Source organism: Bradyrhizobium sp. Kon58 (genome assembly GCF_055807455.1).
In genome coordinates this window covers 40,679-66,296 of record NZ_JBVVOT010000025.1, presented here as the reverse complement: position 1 = coordinate 66,296, position 25,618 = coordinate 40,679, and the positions used below count along the sequence as shown (strand labels likewise).

At 62.8% G+C, this 25,618-nt stretch carries 25 protein-coding genes and 2 tRNA genes; 9 read left to right on the top strand and 18 right to left on the bottom strand.

Annotated features, from left to right (window positions below; all coding sequences use genetic code 11):
* Nucleotides 1-53: 53 nt before the first annotated feature.
* Nucleotides 54-566, bottom strand: coding sequence for a MarR family winged helix-turn-helix transcriptional regulator (locus AC0L20_RS30245; protein WP_473294256.1), 513 nt, complete (start codon nt 564-566; stop codon nt 54-56).
* Nucleotides 556-1,188, bottom strand: coding sequence for a maleylacetoacetate isomerase (maiA, locus tag AC0L20_RS30240; RefSeq protein ID WP_473294255.1), 633 nt, complete (start codon nt 1,186-1,188; stop codon nt 556-558). The genes AC0L20_RS30245 and maiA overlap by 11 nt, the downstream gene beginning before the upstream one ends.
* Nucleotides 1,189-1,278: 90 nt before the next feature.
* Here maiA and gtdA point away from each other — a divergent pair, with 90 nt between their 5' ends.
* Nucleotides 1,279-2,319, top strand: a complete 1,041-nt coding sequence (gtdA, locus tag AC0L20_RS30235; RefSeq protein ID WP_473294254.1) for a gentisate 1,2-dioxygenase — start codon at nt 1,279-1,281, stop codon at nt 2,317-2,319.
* 108 nt (nt 2,320-2,427) lie between these two features.
* On the opposite strand, the gene AC0L20_RS30230 is transcribed toward gtdA, so the two are convergent.
* The 4 genes from AC0L20_RS30230 to AC0L20_RS30215 all read right to left on the bottom strand — a co-directional run bounded on the left by AC0L20_RS30230 (nt 2,428) and on the right by AC0L20_RS30215 (nt 6,673).
* Nucleotides 2,428-3,252, bottom strand: coding sequence for an ABC transporter permease (locus tag AC0L20_RS30230; protein ID WP_473294253.1), 825 nt, complete (start codon nt 3,250-3,252; stop codon nt 2,428-2,430).
* Nucleotides 3,245-4,018: an ABC transporter ATP-binding protein gene (locus AC0L20_RS30225; protein WP_473294252.1), complete on the bottom strand. Its 774-nt coding sequence runs from the start codon at nt 4,016-4,018 to the stop codon at nt 3,245-3,247. Before AC0L20_RS30225 ends, AC0L20_RS30230 begins: the two co-directional genes overlap by 8 nt.
* Before the next feature lie 252 nt (nt 4,019-4,270).
* Nucleotides 4,271-5,275 carry an ABC transporter substrate-binding protein gene (locus tag AC0L20_RS30220; protein ID WP_247363014.1) on the bottom strand — a complete coding sequence of 335 codons (1,005 nt, stop codon included), beginning with the start codon at nt 5,273-5,275 and terminating at the stop codon, nt 4,271-4,273.
* Nucleotides 5,276-5,308: 33 nt separating this feature from the next.
* Nucleotides 5,309-6,673 carry an FAD-dependent oxidoreductase gene (locus tag AC0L20_RS30215; RefSeq protein WP_473294251.1) on the bottom strand — a complete coding sequence of 455 codons (1,365 nt, stop codon included), beginning with the start codon at nt 6,671-6,673 and terminating at the stop codon, nt 5,309-5,311.
* A gap of 112 nt (nt 6,674-6,785) precedes the next feature.
* On the opposite strand from AC0L20_RS30215, the gene AC0L20_RS30210 reads away from it, so the two are divergent.
* Nucleotides 6,786-7,670 (top strand): LysR family transcriptional regulator, encoded by an 885-nt coding sequence (locus AC0L20_RS30210; protein ID WP_249806803.1) that lies wholly within the window; start codon nt 6,786-6,788, stop codon nt 7,668-7,670.
* Nucleotides 7,671-7,715: 45 nt separating this feature from the next.
* Here AC0L20_RS30210 and AC0L20_RS30205 read toward each other — a convergent pair whose 3' ends face one another.
* The 3 genes from AC0L20_RS30205 to AC0L20_RS30195 form a co-directional block, all read right to left on the bottom strand.
* On the bottom strand, nt 7,716-9,752 hold the full coding sequence (locus tag AC0L20_RS30205) for a methyl-accepting chemotaxis protein (RefSeq protein WP_473294250.1): 2,037 nt from the start codon (nt 9,750-9,752) through the stop codon (nt 7,716-7,718).
* Between the two features lie 16 nt (nt 9,753-9,768).
* A complete protein-coding gene (locus AC0L20_RS30200) occupies nt 9,769-10,755 on the bottom strand; it encodes a TRAP transporter substrate-binding protein (protein ID WP_473294249.1) in 987 nt (328 codons plus the stop codon).
* A 161-nt stretch (nt 10,756-10,916) separates the two neighbouring features.
* On the bottom strand, nt 10,917-11,720 hold the full coding sequence (locus tag AC0L20_RS30195; protein ID WP_473294248.1) for an enoyl-CoA hydratase-related protein: 804 nt from the start codon (nt 11,718-11,720) through the stop codon (nt 10,917-10,919).
* 154 nt (nt 11,721-11,874) lie between these two features.
* On the opposite strand from AC0L20_RS30195, the gene AC0L20_RS30190 reads away from it, so the two are divergent.
* On the top strand, nt 11,875-12,849 hold the full coding sequence (locus tag AC0L20_RS30190; RefSeq protein ID WP_219684548.1) for a ketopantoate reductase family protein: 975 nt from the start codon (nt 11,875-11,877) through the stop codon (nt 12,847-12,849).
* Between the two features lie 3 nt (nt 12,850-12,852).
* Here AC0L20_RS30190 and AC0L20_RS30185 read toward each other — a convergent pair whose 3' ends face one another.
* The gene (locus tag AC0L20_RS30185; RefSeq protein WP_473294246.1) at nt 12,853-13,530 is read right to left on the bottom strand and encodes an alpha/beta hydrolase family protein; all 678 of its coding nucleotides are present in this window, start codon (nt 13,528-13,530) and stop codon (nt 12,853-12,855) included.
* 126 nt (nt 13,531-13,656) lie between these two features.
* Between AC0L20_RS30185 and AC0L20_RS30180 the strand changes: the two genes are divergently transcribed.
* Nucleotides 13,657-14,802: an acyl-CoA dehydrogenase family protein gene (locus AC0L20_RS30180; protein ID WP_018452979.1), complete on the top strand. Its 1,146-nt coding sequence runs from the start codon at nt 13,657-13,659 to the stop codon at nt 14,800-14,802.
* A gap of 18 nt (nt 14,803-14,820) precedes the next feature.
* Here AC0L20_RS30180 and AC0L20_RS30175 read toward each other — a convergent pair whose 3' ends face one another.
* A complete protein-coding gene (locus AC0L20_RS30175) occupies nt 14,821-15,705 on the bottom strand; it encodes a LysR family transcriptional regulator (RefSeq protein WP_473294245.1) in 885 nt (294 codons plus the stop codon).
* A gap of 103 nt (nt 15,706-15,808) precedes the next feature.
* Here AC0L20_RS30175 and AC0L20_RS30170 point away from each other — a divergent pair, with 103 nt between their 5' ends.
* From AC0L20_RS30170 to AC0L20_RS30160, 3 genes are read left to right on the top strand one after another with little or no spacing between them, the layout of a single operon-like run.
* Nucleotides 15,809-16,237, top strand: a complete 429-nt coding sequence (locus AC0L20_RS30170) for a DoxX family protein (protein WP_473294242.1) — start codon at nt 15,809-15,811, stop codon at nt 16,235-16,237.
* Nucleotides 16,238-16,255: 18 nt separating this feature from the next.
* Complete coding sequence (locus AC0L20_RS30165; RefSeq protein WP_473294240.1) at nt 16,256-16,717, top strand: DsrE family protein; 462 nt, start codon at nt 16,256-16,258, stop codon at nt 16,715-16,717.
* Nucleotides 16,710-17,306 carry a TlpA family protein disulfide reductase gene (locus AC0L20_RS30160; protein WP_473294237.1) on the top strand — a complete coding sequence of 199 codons (597 nt, stop codon included), beginning with the start codon at nt 16,710-16,712 and terminating at the stop codon, nt 17,304-17,306. Before AC0L20_RS30165 ends, AC0L20_RS30160 begins: the two co-directional genes overlap by 8 nt.
* Before the next feature lie 6 nt (nt 17,307-17,312).
* On the opposite strand, the gene AC0L20_RS30155 is transcribed toward AC0L20_RS30160, so the two are convergent.
* On the bottom strand, nt 17,313-18,452 hold the full coding sequence (locus tag AC0L20_RS30155) for an amidohydrolase/deacetylase family metallohydrolase (RefSeq protein ID WP_473294235.1): 1,140 nt from the start codon (nt 18,450-18,452) through the stop codon (nt 17,313-17,315).
* A 126-nt stretch (nt 18,453-18,578) separates the two neighbouring features.
* A tRNA-Arg gene (locus AC0L20_RS30150) sits at nt 18,579-18,655 on the bottom strand.
* 342 nt (nt 18,656-18,997) lie between these two features.
* On the opposite strand from AC0L20_RS30150, the gene AC0L20_RS30145 reads away from it, so the two are divergent.
* Nucleotides 18,998-21,415: an AAA family ATPase gene (locus tag AC0L20_RS30145; RefSeq protein ID WP_473294233.1), complete on the top strand. Its 2,418-nt coding sequence runs from the start codon at nt 18,998-19,000 to the stop codon at nt 21,413-21,415.
* Nucleotides 21,416-22,234, top strand: coding sequence for an HNH endonuclease family protein (locus AC0L20_RS30140; RefSeq protein ID WP_473294230.1), 819 nt, complete (start codon nt 21,416-21,418; stop codon nt 22,232-22,234).
* A gap of 94 nt (nt 22,235-22,328) precedes the next feature.
* Here AC0L20_RS30140 and AC0L20_RS30135 read toward each other — a convergent pair.
* The 5 genes from AC0L20_RS30135 to AC0L20_RS30115 form a co-directional block, all read right to left on the bottom strand.
* Nucleotides 22,329-22,405, bottom strand: a tRNA-Arg gene (locus AC0L20_RS30135).
* Nucleotides 22,406-22,502: 97 nt separating this feature from the next.
* Nucleotides 22,503-23,459, bottom strand: a complete 957-nt coding sequence (locus AC0L20_RS30130) for a tripartite tricarboxylate transporter substrate-binding protein (RefSeq protein WP_473294227.1) — start codon at nt 23,457-23,459, stop codon at nt 22,503-22,505.
* Between the two features lie 47 nt (nt 23,460-23,506).
* Complete coding sequence (locus tag AC0L20_RS30125; RefSeq protein ID WP_106941607.1) at nt 23,507-23,878, bottom strand: cupin domain-containing protein; 372 nt, start codon at nt 23,876-23,878, stop codon at nt 23,507-23,509.
* 20 nt (nt 23,879-23,898) lie between these two features.
* Complete coding sequence (locus AC0L20_RS30120; RefSeq protein ID WP_473294224.1) at nt 23,899-24,822, bottom strand: hypothetical protein; 924 nt, start codon at nt 24,820-24,822, stop codon at nt 23,899-23,901.
* A 137-nt stretch (nt 24,823-24,959) separates the two neighbouring features.
* A complete protein-coding gene (locus AC0L20_RS30115; protein ID WP_275172775.1) occupies nt 24,960-25,598 on the bottom strand; it encodes an RraA family protein in 639 nt (212 codons plus the stop codon).
* Between the last annotated feature and the right edge of the window lie 20 nt (nt 25,599-25,618).

Sequence of the window (25,618 nt, the reverse complement as noted above, 5' to 3'; positions counted from 1 at the left end):
GGTTATGGGTCCCGGCCTTCGCCGGGACGACGGCGGTATTTGACGCCCGCCCCTCACCCCGCCTTCCCCAGATGCTCCAGCGCGTCCTCGGCCCGGAGCGGCACCCGCGATGCCTCGTTGTTGAGATCGACGAGCTGCAGCAGGAGCCCCATCAACGCCTTGCGGTCCGCAGGCTTGAGCGGCTCGAGCATCCGCATCTGGGCGCGTTCGACGGCGGGAATGATGTCGCGCAGGATCGCCGCGCCTGATTTGGTCAAATAGAGCAGCTTGATCCGCTTGTCTTCCAGCGCAGGCCTGCGCTCGACGAAATCCTTGGCCTGAAGCCGCTCGATCACGCTGCCGAGCGTGGAGCGGTCGAAGGCGATCACCGCGGACAGCCGCGTCGCGTCGATGCCGGGATGGGTGTGGATCGCGATCAGCGCCGCGTATTGCACCGGCGTGAGGTCGAACGCCTTGCATTCCTCCATGAAGATCGAGACCGCGATCTGCTGCATGCGCCGGAACAGATAGCCCGGCGCGGCATAGACTGCGTCTATCGTGATCGGAGGGGCAGGCTTACTCGGCATCGGGCTGGTTCTCCGGCGCGGCGTTGACGAACGCCGGCAGCGCCTTGGCCGCAGCTTCCGCCTCGAGCAGACGCGGATAGGCGGAGACGTCGACGCCGAACCGGCGCGCATTGGCGAGCTGCGGCACCAGGCAGAGATCGGCGAGCGTCGGCGCATCCCCGAAGCAAAACGAACCCGGCTCGTTTCTGATCAGCGTCTCGCAGGCCGCGAGCCCCTCGCGATTGACCCACGCCGCCCAGTCCTGAACCTTCTCCTCCGCAAGGCCGAGCTCGCGCAGCCGCGCCAGCACCTTCAGATTCTGCACGGGGTGAGTGTCGCAGGCGATCGCCAACGCGAACGCCCTCACCTTGGCGCGCTGCAGCGTATCGCTCGGCAGCAGCGGCGGGTTGGGATGGATCTCGTCGAGCCATTCGATGATGGCGAGCGATTGGGTCAGCACTGCGCCCGCATCGTTCTCCAACGCGGGCACCAGGCCCTGCGGATTGATGGCGAGATAGGCCGGCGCGCATTGCTCGCCCTTGCGAAGGTGATGCGGCAGGTGCTCGGCACTGAGACCCTTGAGGTTCAGCGCGATCCGTACCCGGTAGGCGGCGCTGGAGCGGAAATAGCCGTGCAGCTTCATCGGAACCCTCCCGTTTCGTTCTCGTTCGCACGTTGACGCTACCTAGATCGTAAGTATACTGTCAATCAACAAAACGACGGGAGCCGCACCATGGAAGCCGTGACCAAGACGCCGGAACGCGAGGCGTTCTACAAGAAGATCGACGGCGAGAATCTCACCGCGCTCTGGACCGTCATGAGCGACCTGATCACGCCGGAGCCGAAGAGCGCTTGCCGGCCGCATCTGTGGAAGTTCGACATCATCCGCGACTACATGACCGAAGCCGGCAGACTGATCACGGCGAAAGAAGCCGAACGGCGCGTGCTGGTGCTGGAAAATCCCGGCCTGCGCGGACAGTCGAAAATCACCACGTCGCTCTATGCCGGCGTGCAGATGGTGGTGCCCGGCGACGTCGCGCCCGCCCACCGGCACAGCCAATCGGCACTGCGCTTCGTGCTCGAAGGCAAGGGCGCCCACACCGCGGTCGACGGCGAGCGCACCGCGATGGAGCAAGGCGACTTCATCATCACGCCGTCGATGACCTGGCACGATCATTCCAACGAGACCGACCAGCCGATGTTCTGGCTCGACGGTCTCGACATTCCGCTGGTGCAGTTCTTCGACTGCTCCTTCGCGGAAGGCTCCAACGAGGACCAGCAGAAGATTACGAGGCCCGCCGGCGACAGCTTCGCGCGCTACGGCCACAATCTGCTGCCGGTCGACGTGAAGCGGAGCTCGAAGACCTCGCCGATCTTCAGCTATCCCTATGCCTACACGCGCGAAGCACTGGAGAAAGCCCGCACGAGTCAGGAGTGGGACGCCTGTCACGGGCTGAAGCTGAAATTCAGCAACCCCGAGACCGGCGACTTCGCGATGCCGACCATCGGCACCTTCATCCAGTTGCTGCCCAAGGGCTTCAAGACCGCGCGCTATCGTGCGACGGACGCAACGGTGTTCTGTCCGATCGAAGGCCACGGCCGTACCCGCATCGGGGACGCGACCTTCGAATGGGGCCCGCGCGATTTGTTCGTGGTGCCGAGCTGGCAATGGGTGACGCACGAGGCCGACATGGACGCGGTGCTGTTCAGCTTCTCGGATCGCCCCGTGCAGCAGAAGCTGGACTTGTTCCGGGAAGATCGCGGGAACGTTTAGGCTGCGCTGTCAGCCTCATCGTCATTGCGAGCGCAGCGAAGCAATCCAGAGTCTTTCCGGGGAGGCAGTCTGGATTGCTTCGCTGCGCTCGCAATGACGGAGTAAACCTCACCGCCAGTGCAGCAGCCGCGTCTCCAGCCAGTTGATCACCCGCCCCACCATCAACCCAAACACCGATAAAATCACCACGCCCGCGAGCAGCTGATCCGTTTGCATCAAATTGCCGGCCTGCAGCACGAACGCGCCGATGCCGTATTGCGCGCCGATCATCTCGGCGCTGACGACGAGCAGCAGCGCCACCGACGACGTGATGCGGAAGCCGGCGAGGATCGCGGGCAGCGCGCCCGGCCACATCACCTTGCGCACGATGGTGGCGAACGGCACGTTGAAGCTTTGCGCCATGCGGATCAGATTGCGCGGCACCGCGTCGACGCCGCTATAGACCGAGATCGCGGTCGAGAAGAACACGCCAAGCGCAATGGTCGCGATCTTCGGCTCTTCACCGATGCCGAGCCAGAGGATCAACAGCGGCAGCAGCGCGATCTTCGGGATCGGGAACAGCGCCGAGATGAAGGTGATGCCGACGCTGCGCGCCAGCCGCGACAGGCCGATGGCAAAGCCGACCGCGACACCGGCCGCCGTGCCGAGCAGCCAGCCGACACCGATGCGCATGAGCGACGCGGAAAGGTGCTGCCACAGTGCGCCCGAGATCGCGAGCTGGTAGATCGCACGCGCGATCGCCGATGGTGGTGGCAGGAACAGCGGATTGACGAGGCCGGTGCTGCCCGCCGCCTGCCAGATCGCAATGACCAACGCGAGCGCGATCCAGCCGCCGAAACGGCTGCTCGCCGGCACGAAGCCGGCGCCGCGAAAGCGGACGGGTCGGACCGCGTCAGCCTTCGCAGATGTCCCCACTGGCGCGCGATCAAGCATGCTGAACCTCACGCTCGGCATCGATCGCCTCGTGGCGGATCAGCGACCAGATCTGGTTCTGCAGCGCGAGCAGCTTTTCACGGGCTGCAATGTCACCGCGCTCAGTGCGCGTCATCGGCACCGCCACGACTTCGCGAATGCGGCCAGGACGCCGCGACAGCACCACGATGCGGTCGGCAAGCCGCGCCGCCTCTTCGAGATTATGCGTGACATAGACCGCGCCCATGCCGCCATCGGCGAGCAGCCGGACGAAATCCTCCATCAGCAGTTCGCGGGTCTGCGAATCCAGCGCCGACAACGGCTCGTCCATCAGGAGGATGGCCGGCCTGACCGCAAGCGCGCGCGAAATGCCGACGCGCTGGCGCATGCCGCCGGACAGCTGCTTCGGATAGGTTTTGCGAAAATCGGTCAGGCCGGTGCGGCGCAAGGCGTCGTCGACCAGCGCGCGGCGCTGCACGGCCGAGAGCTGGGTGTGCAGCAGCGGGAATTCGACGTTCTCCTCCACATTGGCCCAGGGCAGCAGCGCAAAGTCCTGGAACACGAAGGTGAGCGGATTGAGACTGTCCGCCGGCGGCGATCCACGCAGCTCGGGCGCGCCGGAGGTCGGCAGCAACAGCCCGCCCAGGATCGACAGCAGCGTGCTCTTGCCGCAGCCCGAGGGCCCCACGATCGCCACCACCTCGCCCGCGCTGACGGTGAACGAGACGTCGTCGAGCACGGCGAGTTCGCCGAAACGATGGGTGATGTGGTTGGCGATCAGGTCCATGTCATGGCCTCAGGGTCGTCCCGGCGAACGCCGGGACCCATACGCCGAGTGGCAGTGTGGCGCAAAGTGGTCATTGCCTGTCTTCGCCAAATTCAATTCGGTGGTTATGGGTCCCGGCCTTCGCCGGGACGACACTGAGGGCGCGACTGCATCCGGGCTGTGCATCCTTCGAGGCTCGCTTCGCGAGCACCTCCAGCGACAACGGCTTTGCCGTTGCGCGGGGATGACGGAGATCGTTGCGAGCGCGCATCATCAATCCGCCTTCACAAATTCCTTTGCGATGATCGCATTCGCGTCAAAACCCTTGTCGGCAAAGCCCTGCTCCTGGAGCCATTTGATCTGGTTGTCGACGTTCTTCACATCCAGCTTGCCGTCGGGATCGATATAGGCGCAGTTGCCGACCACCTGCTCGACCGGGAGATTTGTATATTTGGCGATGATCTCCAGCAGCGGCTTTGTCTTGTCATTGATCGGCGCGACACCGTCTTTCATCGCAGCAAGGATGACGTCGTGATATTCGCGGTCGGCCTTTGCCAAAGCGCCGAGCAGCTTCGTCACCAGCACCTTGTTGGTCAACGTCTTCGGCGAGGCGAACACCGCGCCCAATTGCCAGGGTGTCTCGTCGCCGACCCAGCCGAGAAACTTCGCACCGCCGTCATCCATCAGCTTTCGCGCGGTGGAGATCGGCAGCAGCGCTGCGTCCACCGTTTCGCCCTTCAGCGCGGCCGCCGCATTCGACAGCGATTGCAACGGCACGATCTTCACGTCGGCGAGCTTGAAGCCGTATTTGTCGGCAAGCAGGCCGAGCGAATAGTGAAAGGAGGAGCCGACCTGCGTCATCGCCACGCGCTTGCCCGCGAGGTCCTTCGGCGTCTTCAGGCCGCTCGCATAGGCGTTGTTGCTGGCGAAATAACCGATCAGGGGATAGCCGGCCTTCTCGCGGCTCATGCCGCCGATCACCTTGAGCACGCCCTTGCCGGCGAGATTGTAGAGACCGGCGGTGAAGGCGGTGACGCCGAAATCGATGTCGCCGGATGTGGTGGCCACCGCGATCGGCTGCGCCGCATCGAAGAATTTCAGCTCGACGTCGAGGCCGGCCTCGCGGAAATAGCCCTTGTCCTGCGCGATGAAGACCGGCGCGGAGGAGGATAGCCTGAGCACGCCGATCCTGGCCTTCAGCGCGTCCTCGGCTCGGGCCGTGCCCATCGCTGTGATCGCCATCAGGGCAGCTAGCGCGAGCCGCACAATTCCGGTCATTTCGTTTCCTCGCCGTCGTTATCTTGCAGTCGGTTACAGGCCCTCGGGCACGGGCTGGTCCCGTCCGATGAAGGCGCCCTGTTGTTTCAACGTTTCCTGCAGCTTTTCAACGGGGATGTCACGCGGGATCCGGTTTCCGGAGAGCGCCAGCGCGGCGGCGGAACCGGCCGCCTCCCCCATCACGAAACAGGCACCGGAGACCCGGGCCGCCGACTGGCCCTCATGGGTCATCGAGGCGCAGCGGCCGGCGACCAGCAGATTGTCGACGCCTTCGGGCACCAGCATGCGGTAGGGCAGCTCGTTATAGCCGCGCGATTCCGGGATCGGCGGGAAGGTGAAGACGACGTCTCCGGGGACATGGGCCTCGATCGGCCAGCCATTGACCCCGATGGAATCCTCGAACGAGGCGCAGCCGAGCACGTCCTCGCCGCTGAGCTGATAGCCGCCATTGATGCGGCGGGTTTCGCGGATGCCGAGCTGCGGCGGCAGGTCGACGATGTAGGATTTTTCAAAGCCCGGCACGGTGCGCAGGAATTCGAACGCGGCGAGCGCTTGCTTGCGGCCCTCGATCTCGCCGCGGGTGAGATCGTCAGGCTCGATGCCGTTGATGGCATGGCCGTCCTCGCGCGCCACTTGCGTGAAGTTCACCCGCCATTCGATGCCGGACTTTTGCGGCCGCACGATCGCGCTCTTGCGCGGGAATGTGTGGGTGCCGGCGGCGGTGGCCTGCTCCATCAATTGCGGGATGGTGCGCCAAGCATCGCCCGCTTTCGTGGGATCGATGCCGTTGAGGCGGAGCATCATCGAGGGATACATCGGATGGCCGTGCTCGTCGCCGAATTCGAACGGCGCGCCGGCCCAAACCGCGAGATCGCCGTCGCCGGAGCAATCGATGAAGATCTCCGATCGCACCGCCTGCCGGCCGGCCTTGGTCTCGACCATCAGCGCATCGATGCGGCTGTTATCGCCCATCACCACGCCGGCGCCGAGCGCATGGAAGAGGATGTGCACCTTGTGACTGGCGAGCAGCTGGTCGGCCGCGATCTTGTAGGCGGCGGTGTCGTAAGCCTGGGCGAAGACCTTGCCAAGGATCAGATGCGGCGCGTTAAGGCCGTTCAAATGGTCGATCCGCGCCAGCAGCTCCGACGCCATGCCCTGCACGAGCCGGTGGGCCTGGCCATAAACATTGCCGTGCAGGCCGCAGAAATTGGTGACGCCGGCCGCGGTGCCCATGCCACCGAGAAAGCCGTAGCGCTCGATCAGCAGCGTCTTCCGTCCCGCGCGTGCGCTTGAGGCCGCCGCCACGATGCCGGCCGGACCGCCGCCGAGCACGACCACTTCATATTCGCCATAGATCGGCACATGGCGTGCCGGTTCTTCGATCGTCGTGGCCTGCATGGCGCGTCCTGCTCCCGAAATCTCTTGCTTGGGCCGACTATGAATTAACGCGTGCCGGGCTACAATCCACCAAAATACACGATCAGCTTTCACGAATCGAGAAAGGTGGAAAATGGACGTCCTCGTGAACCTCCAAGCCTTCCTCGCCACCGCGGACGCCGCTGGATTTTCCGCCGCGGCGAGAAAACTCAATGTCGCGACTTCGGTGGTCGCAAAGCGGGTCACCCAATTGGAGGCACGGATCGGCACGCCGCTGTTTCATCGCTCGACGCGGCAATTGCGGCTGACCGCGGCCGGCCAGGAATATGTCCAGAGGGCGCGGAGCGTGGTCGCCGATGTCGGCGATCTCCTGTCGCGCATGGGCGAGAAAGGACATGATCTAATCGATCATTTGCGTATCAAGGCACCGACATCGCTGACCATCGCCCGGCTTGCCGATGTGTTCAGCGCGTTCCAGACCCAAAACCCGAAGCTGAAACTCGAAATCGTCTTGATCGACCGTCCCGTCGATCCGGTGACGGAAGGCTTCGATATCGCCATCGGCGCGTTTCCGCATTCGTTTGGCGGCGTGGTCGACGAACCCCTATGCCGATTGAAGCGCCTGTTGTGCGCGTCGCCGGCCTATCTCGGCGCGCACGGCATGCCGCGCCACCCGCGCGATCTGGTCGATCATCGTTGCCTGAGTTTTCTTCCCACCGGCCCGGACTGGGTGTTCGACGGGCCGCGCGACCGTATCACCGTTCAGGTCCGCCCGCTGCTGAGTTCGAACGAGGGCCACGTGCTCGTGAAGAGCGCGATCGCCGGCAACGGCATCGCCTTCATCTCGCACTATCTTGCGGAAGAGGCTCTACGCCAAGGCACGTTGCAGGTCGTGTTGCCGGATTTTCCAATCCCCGATTTATGGGTCAAGGCCACCATTCCCGAGCGACGGGTCCAGGCTGCAGCGGTTCAGGCGCTCTTGCGCGAATTGAAGAGCTCGCTGTTGCCGGTGCTGTAAGCCCGTTTCGTTTGCACCGGCGGCGTCGCCGATTTCAACGGGAATTCAGGCCGCCGAGCGGATGGTGTGGAGGAAATCGTCGACGTTCGACTTCATCGAATCCGCCTGCTGCTTCAGGGCCGCCGCGACCGTAAGAGCGGCTTCGGCACCGGCGTCGGTCTCGCCCGCGACCGCGCGCACCTGACCGATTTCCTGCGTCACCGCCGTGGTGCCGTTGGCCGCCTCTTCGACGTTGCGCGCGATTTCGCCCGTTGCCGCGCCCTGCTCTTCGACCGCCGCGGCGATCGCGGTGGCGATGTCGGCCATTTCCTTGACGGTGGTGCCGAACTGCTTAATCGCCTGGACCGATTGGCCGGTCGCACTCTGGATCGTCGCGATCTGGCTGGCGATCTGCTCCGTCGCCTGCGCTGTCTGGGTGGCGAGACTCTTGACCTCGCTGGCGACGATCGCGAAGCCCCGGCCGGCGTCACCGGCGCGCGCCGCTTCGATGGTCGCGTTCAGCGCCAGCAGATTGGTCTGACTGGCGATGGCCTGAATCAATTGAATGATGTTGCCGATCTTTTCAGCCGCATCCGACAGCCCATGGATCAAATCGGAGGTCCGGTTGGTCTCGTCGGTCGCCCGGTTCGAGACCGCGACGGAGCGGTGCACCTGGCTCGAGATTTCGCGGATCGAGGCCGCGAGCTGCTGGGTGGCGGAGGCGACGGTCTGCACGTTCATCGATGCCTGCTCGGCGCGGGTCGCGACCGCTTCGGCGAGCCCGCGACCACGCTCGGCGACCTTTGCCAACTCCTCGGCGCTGCGCCCCATGTCGTCGGCGCGGCCGCCGACACCGGCAATCACCCCCTGCATGCCCTGCTCGAAGCGGCCGGCAAGATCCGACATCATGCGGGCACGGTCGGCCTCGGTGGCTTCGCGCTGTGCCGTGGCCTCGCCTTCCATACGACGAACCGCCAGTGCGTTTTCGCGGAACACCTCGACGGCGCGCGCCATGCGGCCGATTTCGTCGCGCGATTCGCCGCCCGGAATGGGATCATCGAGCTCGCCCGCCGCCAGCGATTGCATCCGGTCCGTCATGCCGCGAATCGGGCCGGATACGCTGGCTCCGATCAGCCATGCGAGCATGGCTCCCAGCAGCAGCGCGCCGGCCGCGGTCGCGATGACGGTCTGCTTGGTTTGATCGACCGCTGCCGAGGTCTTGTCGCCCTGCTCGGCGCGCACGGTGCCGAGCTTCGCATTGATCTTGTTGACCTGATCGTCGATCGCCGCACTCGCCTTCTTCAGTTCGGCCTGCCTGGCGCGCAGATCGGCGGCAACCTTGATGACCTCTTCGAGCGCTGTCGTGTCGGCGGCGATCGCGGTCTTGAGTGCTGCGACCAGCGTCTTCAATTTGGGGGCGTCCGCCGTCGCCAGCTCAGCCTCGGTGTCTGCGATCGCCAACTGGGCATAGGACAACGCCTGCTTGGCGTCGTCGGCATCGCCCGTCGACAAAGTGGATCCATAGCGCATCACGGTGACGCGCAACGCGTCGACGACGCCGGCCAGCCGCATCGGATTGACAAGCCGTTCCGCATCATCCGAGCGATTGGCAAGCGCAACCTGAATGCCGCTGACATTGAGGCCGGCGGCCGCGCCCTGGGCGTCGGTCTTCGTGGTGGCGGCGCGCAGCCGATCCGCGGCATCCGCCGCCGCGGTGAACGACGAACGATAGGTTTCGAGCGCCGTCTTGACCGGGCCGATGCCTTCCGCGATCGCTTGCAGCTTGCCGAATTGCCGATCGGCCTGATCGGCCAGTTTGCCCACACCGTCGATCGCCTTGGCTGCGGCATCCTTGTCGCCGACATTCCAGGTCCGGATGAATTTCTCGACCGCCGAGTTCGCTTCCAAGAGCGCGGCACGCGCCTGTGACATGCCGGCGTCGCCGGCGGCGCTGGTCACGAGGTCATTGACCGTTCCGCCGATCCGCTCGACCTGGACCACGGCGAAGCCCGCCAGCACGACCAGGAAGCTCAGAACCAGCGCGAAACCGCCAAACACGCGCGGACGAACACCGACCCGGGACATCATGTGCGATAATTTCATGGGAATCCCGAAATCTTTACTGGGTGGACCGGATGGTGGCGAGCAGATCCTTGCCGAACCGCTTCTCGAATTCCTGATCGAGCGACTTGACCGCGTCGACGAAGGGTTGGCGATCGAATTTCTCGATCACGTCCATGCCGCCGCTGCGCACCTGCTCGAGCGACGCTGCATCGAGCTTCGCCTGCCATGTCGCCTCCGCTCCCGCTTTTGCCTGCGCGATCAACGTTGCCTGGTCGGCCGGAGTGAGCTGCTCGAACATGGCCCGGTTGGCGATGAACACGACCGGCGCGAAGAAGTGCCCGGTCAATGTGAGGTATTTCTGGACTTCATAGAGACGGGAGCCGGCAATGGTCGGCACCGGATTTTCCTGCCCATCGAGCCGGCCGTCCTTGAGCGCGGTATAGACCAGCGGAAATTCCATCGGGACCACTTCGGCACCGAGCGCCTTGAACGTCATCTGATAGATCGGGTTCGGGATGACACGAATCTTCAGACCCTTGATATCCTCGGGCGTGCGAACGGGCCGTTTGGAATTCGTGACGTTGCGGAAGCCCTGTCGGCCAATCGCCAGCAGGGTCAGCCCCTTGTCGCCGAATTTGGCGGCGATTGCCGCGCCGGCCGGACCTTGCGCCACGGCCTTGGCGTGAGCCGTATCGCGAAACAGGAAGGGAATGTCGAACACGCCGAGTTCGGGGACAACCGCACTGACCACCGAACCCGACAGCACCGCCATATCGACAGCGCCGGACTGCGTCGCTGCGAGAATGGCGTTCTCGCTACCGACTGCATTGGTGGCGCGCTGGTCGATCACGATGGGCTTGCCGGGCAATGCCACCAGCTTCTGGCGAAACTCATCCGCCCCGATCTGCTGCGGGCTCCCAAGCTGGGAATTGAACGCCAGAGAGACCAGCCGAGGTGAAGCGGCAACCGGATGCAGGACCAGCAGCGTTGCCGCCGCGACGATCGATCCGGCCTTCCAAAATCCCAGAACTTCTCTGTGCATCCGACACCATGGCGTGACAATTGTCGAACCATAATGGTCGGGAATGATTGAACTCTTAAGGATGGCCCCGCGGAATTACGGGGATTCGAATCGATCCCGCGTGCACGATTTGGGGATGGTGCACGATGCAGATCGTATCGGGTTGCTGCTGAGCGGCGCGCTCAGGCCTTGCCGCCACTCCAATTCGCCGCGCGCTTCTCCGCGAACGACGCCAACCCTTCCGCGGCTTCCGCACTCTGGCGCTTGAGCGAATGCAGCTGCACGAGCCGCGTGTAAGCCGCATCGTCCACCGCCATTCCGCCGAACGAGCTCTCCAGCGCCAGCCGCTTGGTCTCGGCCATCGCTTCAGGTCCGTTGGCAAGCAACTGCTCGACCACCTTGGCACCGGCGGCGTCGAGATCGGTGAGCGGCACGACCTCGTGGACGAGGCCGATGCGGCGGGCGTCCTCGGCGCCGAAACGTTCACCTGTCAGCGCGTAGCGGCGGACTTGCCGTACGCCAATGGCATCGCAGAGCTGCGGGATGATGATGGCCGCGGTCAGGCCCCAGCGCACTTCGGTGATCGAGAACAGGGCGTTGTCGGCCGCGATCACGACGTCGCAGGCTGCGATCACGCCGGTGCCGCCGCCAAAGCAGCCGCCCTGCACCAGCGCGACCGTCGGGATCGGCAGTGTGTTGAGCCGCTGCACGGCCTCGAATGTCGCCCGCGACGCGGCCTCGTTCGCCTCAGTCGATTGCGGCCGCACGCCATTGATCCATTTGAGGTCGGCGCCGGCCTGGAAATGCTTGCCGTTGCCCTTGAGCACGACGACGCGAAGGTTGGGCTTGCTGCCGAGATCGTCCATGGCCGCAAGCACCCCCGCGATCAATGCACCGTCATAGGCGTTGTTGACCTCCGGCCGGTTCAACGTGACGGTCGCAACCCCACGCGCATCCAGGGTCCACAGGACGGGGCTGTCGGTCATCTTTGTTCCTCCGCTCGTTTGTTTGGCGCGCACTATGACCGAGGCTCCGCACCCTGATCCATATCTTTCGAGCGTAGGGCAGCCGCGTCCATCGCATGGCGGGTTGTGTCATGCTGCCGCGGGGCAGCATCAAGGGATCAGGGACGGACATCACATGCGCATCTGCATTTTCGGCGCGGGCGCCGTCGGCAGCCATCTCGCGGTCAGGCTGGCCCGCGCCGGCCACGAGGTCTCGTGCGTAATGCGCGGCGCGCACCTGGAGGCGGTCCGGGCCAACGGCCTCAAGCTGCGCGTCGGCGATTCCGAGGTCTCCGCCAAGGTGAACGCCTCCGGCGATCCGGCCCAGCTCGGCCCCCAAGACGTCGTGATCAGCACCTTGAAGGCAACCGCGCTGACCGGGCTGGTCTCCAGTCTCAAGCCGCTGCTGCAGGACGACACCGCCATCGTGTTCGCGCAGAACGGCATTCCCTGGTGGTACGGGATCGGCCTGCCGCCGCGGCACCCGACCCCGCCCGACATCTCCTTCCTCGACCCGGGCGGGCGCTTGCGCGCCTGCATCCCAAAAGAGCGGATCGTCGGCGGCGTGGTCTTCTCCTCCAACGAGGTGATCGCGCCCGGCGTGGTGCAGAACCTGACGCCCGACCGCAACCGCCTGCTGATCGGCGAATGCGACGATCGCAATTGCGAGCGCATCACGACGCTGCGCGGTGTCTTCACCGACGCGCGGCTGGAATCGCCGCCGGTCGCCGAGATCCGCGAGGCGATCTGGTCAAAGCTGCTGACCAACATGTCGCTGTCGGTGCTGTGCCTGCTCACCGGCCAGACCGCGCGCGGCGTGCGCGACGATCCTGCGTTCGCGGAGGTCATTCCGCGGATGCTGAACGAGGCCAACGAGATCGCCCAGCACTTCATCCCCGAGGTCAAGCGTGTATCACGCAGCGGCCCCGCCCCCAATCACAAGCCGTCGCTGCTGCAGGACTACGAGCTCGGCCGCGCCATGGAGATCGACGTCCTGGTGAAGGCGCCCCAAGCCTTCGCGCGCACCGCCGGCCTGTCGACGCCGACCCTCGATCTCATTGCCGCGCTCGCGATCCAGAAGGCGCGCGACAAGGGGCTTTATTCGGCGTGAGATTCAAGTGAGCCCGTCGATCCAGGCCGCGAGCGTATCAAGCACCTCCGCAAGCGCCTCTTCGTTGGTGCGGCCGGACTTCTTCAGCACCGCGAAGGAGTGATCGCCGCCCTCGACCTCATGCAGCGTCGCCTTCGGGGCAAGAGCGGCGATGACGGGCTTGAGGAGGCCGAGATCGGCGAGCCCGTCGCGGGTGCCTTGCAGGAACAGCATCGGGATCTCGACACGGGCCAGGTGCTCGGCGCGCTCCGTCGACGGCTTCTTGTCGGCGTGCAGGGGAAAACCGAGGAAGGCGAGCCCTTTGACATCAGGCAGCGGAGTCTTGGACTGCGCCTGCGAGGTCATGCGTCCACCGAAGGATTTTCCGCCCGCAACGAGCTTCACACCGGGGCAGAGCCGCGCGGCTTCCTCGACTGCCGCGCGGATCGCGGCATGGGCGACCGCCGGCTGGTCGGGACGGCCCAGCTTGTTTTCCATATAGGGAAAATTGAAGCGGAAGGTCGCGATGCCGCGAGCAGCGAGCCCCTCCGCAATCCTGTCCATCGATGCGTGCCGCATCCCTGCACCGGCACCGTGCGCCAGCACGTAGCAGGCGCGCGCATTGTCCGGCTGCGTCAGGATCGCGGAGACCGTGCCGATGCGCGCGATCTCGAGCTTGAGCTCTTGAATTTTGACAGCCACAATCAACCATTCCGACAGACGCTACTCCGGCCGCCTTGGTAGCGTCACCGGCGCAGCCTGAAAACACAATAATTGCCGCTGCCGACTGGCCTACCAAGCCGGAACACTGCATCAACCGAGGTTTCCATGTCCTACCGCTCCTCCTGGATGACCGAAGAGCTCGAAATCTTCCGCGATCAGTTCCGGAAATACCTTGCCAAGGATCTGGCCCCGCATGCCGAAAAATGGCGCGAGCAGAAGATGGTCGACCGCTTTGCCTGGCGCGGGCTCGGTGAGATGGGCGCGCTGCTGGCGAGCGTGCCGGAGGAATATGGCGGCCTCGGCGCCACCTTCGCCTATGACGCCGCCGTGCTCGACGACCTCGAAAGCACCGTGCCGGAGCTGACGACCGGCGTCTCCGTGCACAGCGCGATCGTCGCGCACTACATCCTCAATTACGGCTCCGAGGAGCAGAAGAAGCGTTGGCTGCCGAAGATGGCCTCGGGCGAGATGGTCGGCGCCATCGCCATGACCGAGCCCGGCACCGGCTCGGATTTGCAGGCCGTCAAGACCACCGCCAGGAAGCAGGGCAATTCCTACGTCATCAACGGACAGAAGACTTTCATCACCAACGGCCAGGCCGCCGATCTCGTCATCGTGGTCGCGCGCACCGGCGATGTCGGCGCCAAGGGCATTTCGCTGATCGTGGTCGAAACCTCAGGCGCGGATGGATACAAGCGCGGGCGCAACCTCGACAAGATCGGCCTGCATGCCTCCGACACGTCCGAGCTGTTCTTCGACAACGTCGCGGTTCCGCCGGACAACTTGCTCGGCGGCGAGGAAGGCCAGGGCTTCGTGCAACTGATGCAGCAATTGCCGCAGGAGCGCCTCGCGCTCGCCGTCGGCGCGGTCGCCGCGATGGAGCGCGCGATAAAACTCACCGTCGACTACACCAAGGAGCGGAAAGCCTTCGGCAAGCCGCTGATGGATTTCCAGAACACCGCCTTCAAGCTCGCCGAGCGCAAGACCGAAGCGATGATCGCGCGCGTCTTCGTCGACTGGTGCATCGAGCGGCTGGTCGCCAAGGACCTCGACACCGTCACGGCGTCGATGGCGAAATACTGGTGCTCGGAGAAGCAGGTCGAGACCGCCGACGAATGCCTCCAGCTGTTCGGCGGCTACGGCTACATGCAGGAATATCCGATCTCGCGCATCTTCATCGATTCCCGCATCCAGAAGATCTATGGCGGCACGAACGAGATCATGAAGCTGTTGATCGCGAGGTCGCTGTAATCAGGTCGCTATAGCCGGCTATCTCATCCGCTTGTCGGCCGCGACGAAGTCGATGAACGTCCGGACCTTGGCGGAAAGGTATTTGCGGCTCGGATAGACCGCGAACAGCTTGCCCTCGAAGAGGACCTGCCCGGGCATGACGTGCTCGAGGCGGCCGGCCGTGATATCCTCCGCGACCAGCCATTTCGGCAGGAAGGCGAGGCCCATACCTTCGAGCGCTGCCATGTGCAGCAGCGTTTCATTGCCACTGCGCAGCACCGGATTGAGCTTGACGGTCTCGGTGCCGTGCTCGCCCTCGAAGGAGAGGCTTTCACCCGGGTACAGCGCGTAGTGCAGCATCGCCTGGCCGGCGAGATCGGCAAGTTTGGTCGGGCGCCCCGCGCGATCGAGATAAGCGGGCGCGCCGACCATAAGGAACGCAACCTTGGTGATGGGCCGCGCGATCAGCGCCTCATCGGGCGCGCCGGTGGCGCGAAGTGCGAGATCGAATCCCTCCTCGACCAGATTGACCATCCGTCCGCTGAGATCGACATCGAGGCGCACCTCCGGATAGCGCGCCTGGTAGTCCGCCAGCACGCCCGCGAAGATCGTGTTCGCCATCCACACCGGCGCGGTCAGCCGCAGCGTGCCGCGTGGAACGACCGTCGCATTGCTGACGGCGGCTTCGACCTCGTCGAGCGAATCCAGCATCTGCCGCGCCTGCTCGAAATAGAGCGCTCCGCTTTCGCTCAGGCTGACGCGCCGACTGGTGCGGTTGAGCAGTCGCGTGCCCAGCCGCTTCTCGAGCTGCATCACGTGTTTGCTCGCCATCGCGGGCGAGATGCGCAGGCGTTGCGCCGCGGTCGCGAAGCTCTTCAGCTCGGCGACCAGGCAGAACACCCTCATGCTGACCAAAGAATCCACGAAATCATCAACACCCAGGAAATGAACTAATCCTGGGACGCATAATGATCAAATATGAGGAAACTATCAAATGGTTGCGACCGTCATCTTTTGGAGAACCACCGTGTCCACCACCGCCTTCGAGACTGCCTCCCCCGGCCGCGCCATTCGTATCGGCCTTTGGATCGCACAGGGCCTGCTCTTTTTCGTTTTCACCGCAGCCGGGCTGGTCAAGCTGCTGACGCCGATTCCAGAGCTTGCCGCGATGATGCCCTGGGCCGGCCAGTATTCCGCAACGTTCGTCCGGTTCATCGGGCTGGTCGATCTCGCTGGCGGAATCGGCATCCTGCTGCCGGCACTGACGCGGGTCCTGCCCCGGCTGACGGTGCTGGCCGCGCTGGGCTGCTCCATGTTGCAGGTGTTGGCGCTCGTCTTCCACATCTCGCGCGGCGAGGCGCCGGTCACGCCGCTCAACGTCGTTCTGCTCGCGCTCAGCCTGTTCGTGCTGTGGGGGCGCGACCGCAAGGCGCCGCTCGCGCCGCGCCGGTTCTGATCGGCGAGCGCCGCGGCCATGATCTCCGCCAACGGATGGTCCCGCAGGGGCCTGCTCGCCGGCACCGCGATCCTCACGGCCGGCGGCACCGCCGCCGCCAAGGAGGATCGCCTCGCCGACGGCGTCGTGATCCTGATCGACAGCAACGAGCCCTATGTCATGGGACACGCGATCAGCTACTCGGCTAACCTCTCGAAGCACTTTGCGGACAGGGGCGCTCGATTGCTGATCGAGGTCGTCGCCAACGGCAAGGGCATCGACGTCTTCCGGGCGGACAAGACCACGCTGGTCGAGCCGCTCGCGACGCTGCGGCAGTCGGTGCCCAACCTCGCCTACAGCATGTGCGCATCGTCAAAAGCGATCGCCGAAGCCAAGGAGCAGGTCTCGATTCCGCTGATAGCAGGTGCCAGCCTCGTGCCGTTCGGCATCGGCCGCGTGGTCGATCTGCAACTCAAGGGCTGGGCCTACATTCATGCGTGACGAGGCGCCCGAAAGCGGTCCGATGCCGTCGCGGCGATCGATCCTGGTGGCCATGCCGGCGCTTGTTGCCTCCTTGCGCGCGGCCGATGCGCAGGAAGGCTGGCCGCCGGTGTTCGACGCCGGCCGTAGTCAGTTCACGCTGGTGCGGCCGCGCGCGTCGATGCCCACGCTCAGGCTTCAAGACATTGGCGGGAAGGACGTCGCGTTGAGCGCGAAGCCGGGCCGCATCACCCTCGTCAATTTCTGGGCCACCTGGTGCGCGGCCTGCCGGCTCGACCTGCCCGGGCTCGCAAGTCTCGCGGGATCACGGCCCGACCGGCTCGATGTTGTCGCGATCTGCACGGATACCAAAGACCTGCGCAAGATCCGCACCTTCCTCGGCGGCCTCGCCGTGCCGAACCTCGCTTGCTATGTCGACGCCTATGGCGCGGCGGCCGAAGCGTCGACCGCGATATTCTCCATCGTCGGCATGCCCATCACCTATCTCGTTGGAACGAGCGGTCTCGTCGAGGGCTACATCGCCGGTGCGCCCGACTGGCTTTCTCCGGCAGGCGCGCGGCTGCTGCAATTCTATCGCGAGCGGGGCTAGCGCCGCTCAATTCGGATGCCACCAGCGGCCGCCGATCACGACGCCTTCGGAGACGATCTTGCGATCGCCGATCAGGTGCTCGCCGACGACGTCCTCATAGTCGAACTGGCCTTCCCTCACCGAGATCAGCGTGGCGTCGCCGACGCTGCCCGGCTTGAGGCTGCCGAGCTCGGGCCGCCGGAGCGCCATCGCGGCGTTGACCGTCGAGGTTGCGATGACGTCGTACAGCGGCATGCCCATGCACAGGAATTTCGACAGGGTCGTCACCTGGTCGAAGGCCGGGCCGTCGATGCAGAGCTGATGAATGTCGGACGAGATGGTGTCCGGATAGAAGCCGTTGGCGAGCATGGCGCGTGCGGTCTTGAACGCGAACGAGCCCTTGCCGTGGCCGATGTCGAACAGCACGCCGCGCTCTCGTGCGTCGAGCACCGCCCGCTTCACTGTACCCTGCGCGGTCGCGGGCGTGTTGGGGAAGGGCCGGAACGCATGGGTGAGCACGTCGCCGGGGCGCAGGCGCGCCAGTACCTCCTCGTAGCTCGGCGGCGGATGATCGATATGCGCCATCAGGGGCATGCCGACTTCGTTCGCGACCTCGAGCGCGATATCGAGCGGCACGACGCCCGACGTGCCCGAGGAGTGCAGACCGACGCGCACCTTGATGCCGACGATGAGGTCGCGGTTGGCGTCGGCCACCTTGGCCGCCTCGATCGGATTCATCAGCCGCAGCTCCTCGCTCTCGCCGACCATGATCCGGTGCGAGAAGCCGAAAATGCCGGCATGCGAGACGTGCAGATAAGCGAGGATACGAACCTGGCTCGGCTCGATCACATGCTTGCGGAAGCCCGCGAAATTGCCAGGCCCCGCGCTGCCGGTATCGACCGCGGTGGTGACGCCGGAGAGGCGGCAGAATTCCTCGGCATCGATACCGAGCGACGTGCCGCCCCAATAGACATGGGTGTGGAGATCGATCAGCCCCGGCGTCACGATGTAGCGAGACACGTCGCGCACGTCGGTGCCCGGATCGGCCTTGAGCCCGGTGCCGACCGCCGCGACCTTGCCGCCGGCAAAGGCGACATCGGTCACGGCGTCGAGCTTCTGGGACGGGTCGACCACACGGCCGCCGCGCAGGATCAGGTCGAAAGGCATTGTCGTCTCCGGATATGGCAGCGAGGCGGGGCTGGCAGTCAGCCCGGGCCAGGAAGGAAGCTTTACGCTTCTAGCAATTTTTGCGCCGACGAGCGTGGCAAACGCGACGATTGCTCACTGAAAAACTGGCGATCCCGGGAAGACTCGAACTTCCGACCTACGGTTTAGGAAACCGTCGCTTTATCCGGCTGAGCTACGGGACCGTGGAACCCGCCGCGATGCTAGTGGTAGTAAATAGCAGAGCGGGTGCTCTGCCCGAAGTTGGTCGGATTTATCTCGCAACGAAGTCGGCATGCGAATATCTGCACAACCATTGGCCACCTATTGCGATTTTCTCCCGTTTATGGTGCAGTTGGTCGTTTCGAGATCGGGATCGTTGTGGGATGAATATGCGGGGCTATTCGAAGGCTTTCCTGCGAAATTTTCTTCAACGAAGGCGAGTGAATAGACTCATACTGATTGCGGGCCTTGCGCTCGCTGCAAATTGTGTTGTCGGATTGAGGATAGCAGCAGCTCAGAATTCTTCGCCAATCGCATCTGCGGCTATGGAATTCTGGCTGAAGACGGAAGCTGCAGCCACATGGATGATCAATAGCGTCGGTAACCGAACAATTGTAATCGCGCCAATTGTTGCCGTTGTAATAACCCTCGTTCAGTTGCGGGCATTGAATCGACTGCGTCGCTTGCGCCATCAAGTTCGTGAGAGAGCTAAGTCGCTTGAATCGTATGAAATCCGGCAAGCAGAACGATCGAGGAAAGACGCTGGATTAGTCCAGCTCCCTCCAATCGCATTACCGACGCCGGCGCCTCCGGTTGATCTCGTAAAGGCCTGCGCTACAGGAACGTGTGTACTTTATGCAGGACCAGGCTTGCAGCCCCACATCGGAGGACCGACAAGTGTCGAATTATTATCTCAGCTGATAGATGTCGGACGCCGAACGCAAAACAGGGTTGATTGGGAAACCTTGGACCACGCCTTGGCTGAGGGGAAAGTCGATTCCGTCAAAGACGTTCTTGGCGCTCACATTCCTGCATCAACGATCAAGTCGACGCTCAAAAGTGCAATCCAGTCCGAGGCGATAGACCGAGAATTCTCGGATCGTCTTGCCGGAATTCCCTTTGCAGGTGTGCTCAGCTCGGCATTGGACAGCGCCATCGACCGTGCATTCGCAATTCGAATGCCCCAGCCCGACGAGACGCGTCCATCTGACGTGCCGGGCCTCACACAAAGCGCGACCTTCTTAATGTTCAAGGCAACCGGCACTCTTGAAGGGAACGGGAAGTTCGTCTTTACGTCCGGCGAATACCGGCAGATGCTCAACGATAATCAATCTATCAGCCGCTTTCTTTCATCGGTATTTACCCGAAACACCATTTTTTTCATAGGAAGTCGCGCCGAAGAAATCGAGCGATTCATTGTCGAGTCCAGCATCCGGGCGAACACCGACCGGACACACTACGCTCTCGTTCCGCGCGGGCAGTTCTTTGAACTCGAAAGCGCGCGGCTACTGCAGCTCTATCGAGTGCACTTGCTCGGCTACGACATTAATTCTGACGCCATCACCGAGTTTGTCCTCAAACTCCAGCAGGAAGTCGCCGCATTTGGAGATTTAGCATCAAAAAAGCGTCGCGTAGCCCCTCGTATCGATGCCGTTCGATTGGTCAACGTTGGTCCATTTGAGGATCTCCATATCCGCTTTAGCGAACGATGGACAGTCCTCCTCGGCAATAACGGAACTGGCAAGTCGTCCGTCCTCCAGGCCATTGCGCTCGTGATGTGTGGGGATGACGATCGCGCACGGCCATTGGCAGCGCGACTGCTTCGCGAGGGCGCAGATAGAGGATACATCGAGATATCGTCGGGAATGGAAAGGTACAAGACCGAACTGATCCGAGAAGCGAACCGTGTGACCGTGAGCGCACCCGCGCAGTCACCGGTCCAAACCAAAGATTGGGTTGTCCTTGGATTTCCATCTGTTCGTGGGATAGTTATATCGAACGCCACCCGTAAAACTGAACGCTACCAGACGCCTCTTACCGACGACGTGCTTCCCCTTCTGGGCAATGGTCTCGATCCCAGAATGCAAGAGCTGCATGAATGGATAAAAGCGCTCAACGCTAAGAGTGAGGACAAGCAGGTAGCCCTTGCTGAGCGAAGGCAAGCGAAAAGGCTCCGCAATGCGATCTTTAACTTAATCGACGGACTAACGCCGGGCTTCATGATCCGGTGGGCTCGGTACGACCATGATAGCGGACAAATATACGTTACTGTGTCGGCGGAGTCCGATAAGTCCAAGGACCAGCAAATTCCGCTAAGCTTTCTGAGCCAGGGCATCTCGTCGACCATCGGATGGGCCGGTATTCTACTTGCCCGGTTGCACGACATCTACCCAAATTCTCCCAATCCGGCCAAGGAGCCAGCACTACTCCTTATTGACGAGATCGACAGTCACCTGCATCCAGAATGGCAACAGATCATCGTTGGAAAACTACGAAAGCTCTTCCCGAATTTAAACGTGATCGCGACGAGTCATTCTCCACTCGTTGTGGCTGCATTAGGCAAACGCGAGGTAGTTCGTTTCCTGAGGGACGGGACCGTCGAGACAATTGAGCAGTCGTATAGTGGCTATCGTGCTGACCAGATACTTACTGACGCCGCATTCGGGTTAACAGCTACTCGCAATCCTGAAGCGGAAAACCGTGCAAAGCCACTACGCAACGAGTTTGTGCGACTGGCAAAAAAAGCGAAACGCACGCGGGAAGAGGACCAGCAGCTTCTCCAGATCGCCCATCAGCTTGATAGCAGGATAGCTCCCCCGGGTGAAACTCCTGAGGAGCGCGAGGCGATGGAGCAGATAACGAAGACACTCCAGGACCTCAATAGTCCCGATTTTGATCCGGATTCGACCTTTGAAAGACTGCAAGAACTCGACGATGAGGCACCCAAATCAGGTGATTCCTAGATGTTACGTATTGAATTCAAGCCATCGAAGCTCTCAAAAGATCAGCAGATTTTTTTCGATAATTGGCTCAAGCTTTCAAAGAAAGCACAAGACTCGATCAACGACTGCGATCCTTCCAAACGTTCGGAGCTATTTCAAAAGCACGCGATAACTAGCGTATGGAAAAGGCTGAAAATTTGGCTGTTAGAAAACTATTTTCATGGCAAGTGTGCTTACTGCGAAAGTCGGGTTGACGCCGGATTTGTTGGACATGCGGAACATTACCGACCGAAGGCGCGAGTGCAAGAAAAGGTGGGGCCTAAATGGAGAGTCGTCCCTAATCACGACGGATACTATTGGGTCGCTCTTCATTGGCAAAACCTGTTGCCTTGCTGTGAAAAATGCAATGCCGGGATGGGGAAAGGTACTCGATTTCCTGTCAGCGGAACGCGTGCGTTTGCTCCGGCAGATGGGGCTGATCCCGCCGCTCTTGATCAACGAGAAGGCCCCTCACTTCTGCACCCGTATGTTCACGACCCAAGAAAGCACTTGGTATTCCTCCCCGATGGAAGCGTGGAGGGAAGGGATAAACTAGGAAAATCGTCCATCGAAATTTTAGATCTTAATCGTGAGCGCCTTCGAGACTGCAGAAAGAAACATTTGGACTTGGTCATCGGTTGTTTTGGATCCCGCGTTCCAGAAGCCCTCCGCAAAGACGTAAAGCTCATAAGCGCTGAGATCAGCAAGATCCAATCGGACCTGGCAGACCCATCGGATGCATACTCCGAAGCGGTTCGGCAAACGCTGGAAACTGTTCGCGGTGCGCTCGCGCCAGCATAAAGGAATGGGTAGATCCCGGACCAGATCAGGTATCCGGCTGCCTTGTACGATATCAGCGTTCCTCTTGCCTAGATTCCCATGCACAAACAAGATCTGGCGATCCCGGGAAGACTCGAACTTCCGACCTACGGTTTAGGAAACCGTCGCTCTATCCGGCTGAGCTACGGGACCGCGGAACCCGCAGAGCAGGTTACCGGGGCTTCATATCAAAGCGGAGGCGGGATCGGAAGCCCTTCGCGTTGCTCAATGCGGAGGGCTGCCGGCCATCTCATGCCCGGATATTGTTGTCCTTGACCACCTTGCCCCAAATGGCGACCTGCTTGTCGAAGAAGGTCTTGAAGGCGGGACCGTCCTCGAGCAGCAGCGTCATCTGCTGGGTCTCCTTGAGCTGGGCGGCAGTCGCGGGCTCGCTCAGGATCTCCTTGGACGCCGTCGCGAGGGCTGCGACGATGTCCGGCGGCGTGCCGGTGGGCGCGAAGATGCCCCACCAGGCCAGCGTCTCGAAATCCGGAAAGCCCGCCTCGATCGCGGTCGGCGTATCCGGCAGGCCGGACAGCCGCTCGCGGCCGAGCTGCAGGATCGGACGCAGCATGTTGGTGCCGAGCTGGGCTGCGACCAGCGCCGCCGATCCCGCGATCAGGTCGACATGGCCGCCGAGCACGTCGTTCATGGCGGGGCCACCGCCGCGATAGGGCACATGCATGATCTCGACGCCGGCCTTGTTGCCGAGCACGGTCATGGCGAGATGGCCGAGCGTGCCGATGCCGACGGAGGCATATTTCACCGCGCCGGGCCTCGCCTTGCAGGCCGCCACCACGTCGGCAAAGCTCTTGTAGGGACGGCCCGCACCGGCGGCGATCACGTAAGGCGCGGTGCCGACCAGCAACACCGGCATCAGCTCGCGCTCGACATCGACGGGCGGCTTGTCGAGGATGGAGGGGATCACCGCGTGGGAATCGAAGGTGACCAGGAACGTCGAGCCATCAGGCGGGCTCTTGGCGACCTGCGCCGCGCCGAGCGCGCCGGCGGCGCCCGATTTGTTCTCGACGATGACGATGCGGTTGAGCTTGGTCTGCAGATGGCTCTGGAGCAGCCGCGCCATCGCGTCGGTCGATCCGCCCGGCGGAAACGGCACCACCAGCGTGATCTTCCCGGCCTGGGCCAACGCCGGCGTCATCGCGAGAATAGCCGGCGCTGCGAGCAGCGTCCGTCGTGTGATCGTCATGGTATCCCTCCCCTGTTTTCTCGCGCCCGGCTTTTGCTCTTGGCGCTTTAGGTCGTTCCGAAACCAGATCCCGCTTTTCTGTATTCTGGCCGTGGCGGACTGAAAATGTCCAGCACGCGGGCGCCGTCGGGGCCGGCGCGCATGGTGTGCGGCACATTACCCGGCGTGCGCCAGAAATCGCCCTTCTTCACGGCAATCTCCTCGTCCCCCTGGACGCGGATGGCGGAGCCATCGAGCAGCACGCCCCATTGCTCCTCGGGATGATGGTGCAGCGTGCCTTGCGCATGCGGCGCCAGCGTCACCACCGACAGCATCGCCTGCTCGCCGGAGAAGATGCGCGTGGTCACGCCTGCCGCGAGCTCGCGAAACAATCCGTCGCCGGTATCGTCGAGATTGTGGAATTCGTCCTTCTGGCTCACGCCATCCTCCCTTTTACGTTTTATTTTGCAGCAGACTGGCTCACGGCGGCCAGAAGGCGGTCCTTGAACTCACCCTTCACGGTAACATACACGCTCGACCAATGCCGGCTCCTGAACTCGCAGCTGCCTCGTGGGCAATATTCCTTGTCGTGATAGTCTCCATTAAGGACGCCGAACAGAGTCATTCGACCGTCCAACAGACGAAACAAAGCGCTACCTGATGCCCCTACTGTGAACTCGCAGCTCGTTTCGAATATCGACCAGTCCCTTACGTCGCGTATCTGGCACTCCTGAATCGTCTTGTTGAAGGGGCCGTACCTGTCCCTCTTTCCCGTGGCTTCGATGTCGTAACCGACAACCGCCAGGACACGCTCCAACTCGACCACAATTTCAGTCCGTTCATTGATCTCGTAAGGCGTCACTTCCGCGGCAGACTCGAGCTTTGCGACTGCCCAATCGCTGACAATCGCCTTGGGCGCACTCTCAACGCATGTGCCCATCCACAGGGTCGCTGACAGAGGAATGGTACGCCTCTCGGCTCCGAGATAGTACTCGAAGATACACTTGTCAGGTGCCGTATGGGGTTTGCAAAGGTCTCGAAACGCGTGAGCCGCCGTGGTAATCACGTCGCGCGCACCGGTCACTTGAGCGCTGCTATCTCCACCAGGACATCGCAGGACTCCACTTGCCGCAAAGCGCTTTTCCACCTCACCTGGAGGGAGACCGTTGGCTTTTGCGTAAACCCCTTCAGTTAGTCGCCGCCCTGTATCGGTCGAAGCGGCCTTGACTGCCAGATGACTCTCAGCGACGCGATCGCGATTGAAAATGGGCGCTGCCCCGCGGCCGGGGCCAAAAGGCGGCATGTTCTGCGAACCAACCTCGTTGCTTCCAGAGACCAACAGAACGAAGAAGCTAGGCAGGACGATCGCGTAATTCCTCGTCACTCGAAGTATCCCCAGCAGCAAAAAGCACGAAGCAAGTCCGACCGAAACAAAGTTGTGAAATCACTTTCGAAAGAGGCAATGGCCAACGTCGACGTACGATCGATTCGACCATTGCTTTGACTTAAGCCTCGCGTTGGTCAGGATTTGCCGTACGAGCCTTGATAACGGCCTTCGCGGATCGCCTTCAGCGTCTCTTCCTCGCGCGCGACCTGGGCGCGCACGGCGTCCAGCAGCGCCGCGGCACCAGCGGCGGCAAACGACACCACGCCGTCCTCGTCGCCGACGACGATGTCGCCGGGCGAGATCACGCTGCCGCCGATCGTGACAGGCACGTTGATCTCGCCGGGGCCGTTCTTGTAGGGGCCGCGGTGGATCACGGCGCGAGCGTAGCAGGGAAAGTCATCGGCCGCGAACGCCGCAACGTCGCGGATCGCGCCGTCGATGACATAGCCTTCGGCTTTGCGCCACTGCGCGATGTTCTTCATGATCTCGCCGACCAGTGCGCGGGTCTCATCGCCGCCGCCATCGACCACGATGACGTCGCCGGGGCCCACCAGCTCGAGCGCGCGGTGGATGGCGAGATTGTCGCCGGGACGGGTGCGGACCGTGAAGGCCGTGCCCACCAGCTTGGCGCCGCGATGATAGGGCTTGAGCCCCACGGCACCCGGCAGCCGGCCGAGATTGTCCGAAATGACCGAGGTCGGCGCACCGCGAAAACCCTCGATGATCTCGGCCGGCGGCTTCGGCACAGCGTTCGCAGCGATGGTGATGGTCATGTCCCAAAAATCCTTCCGTA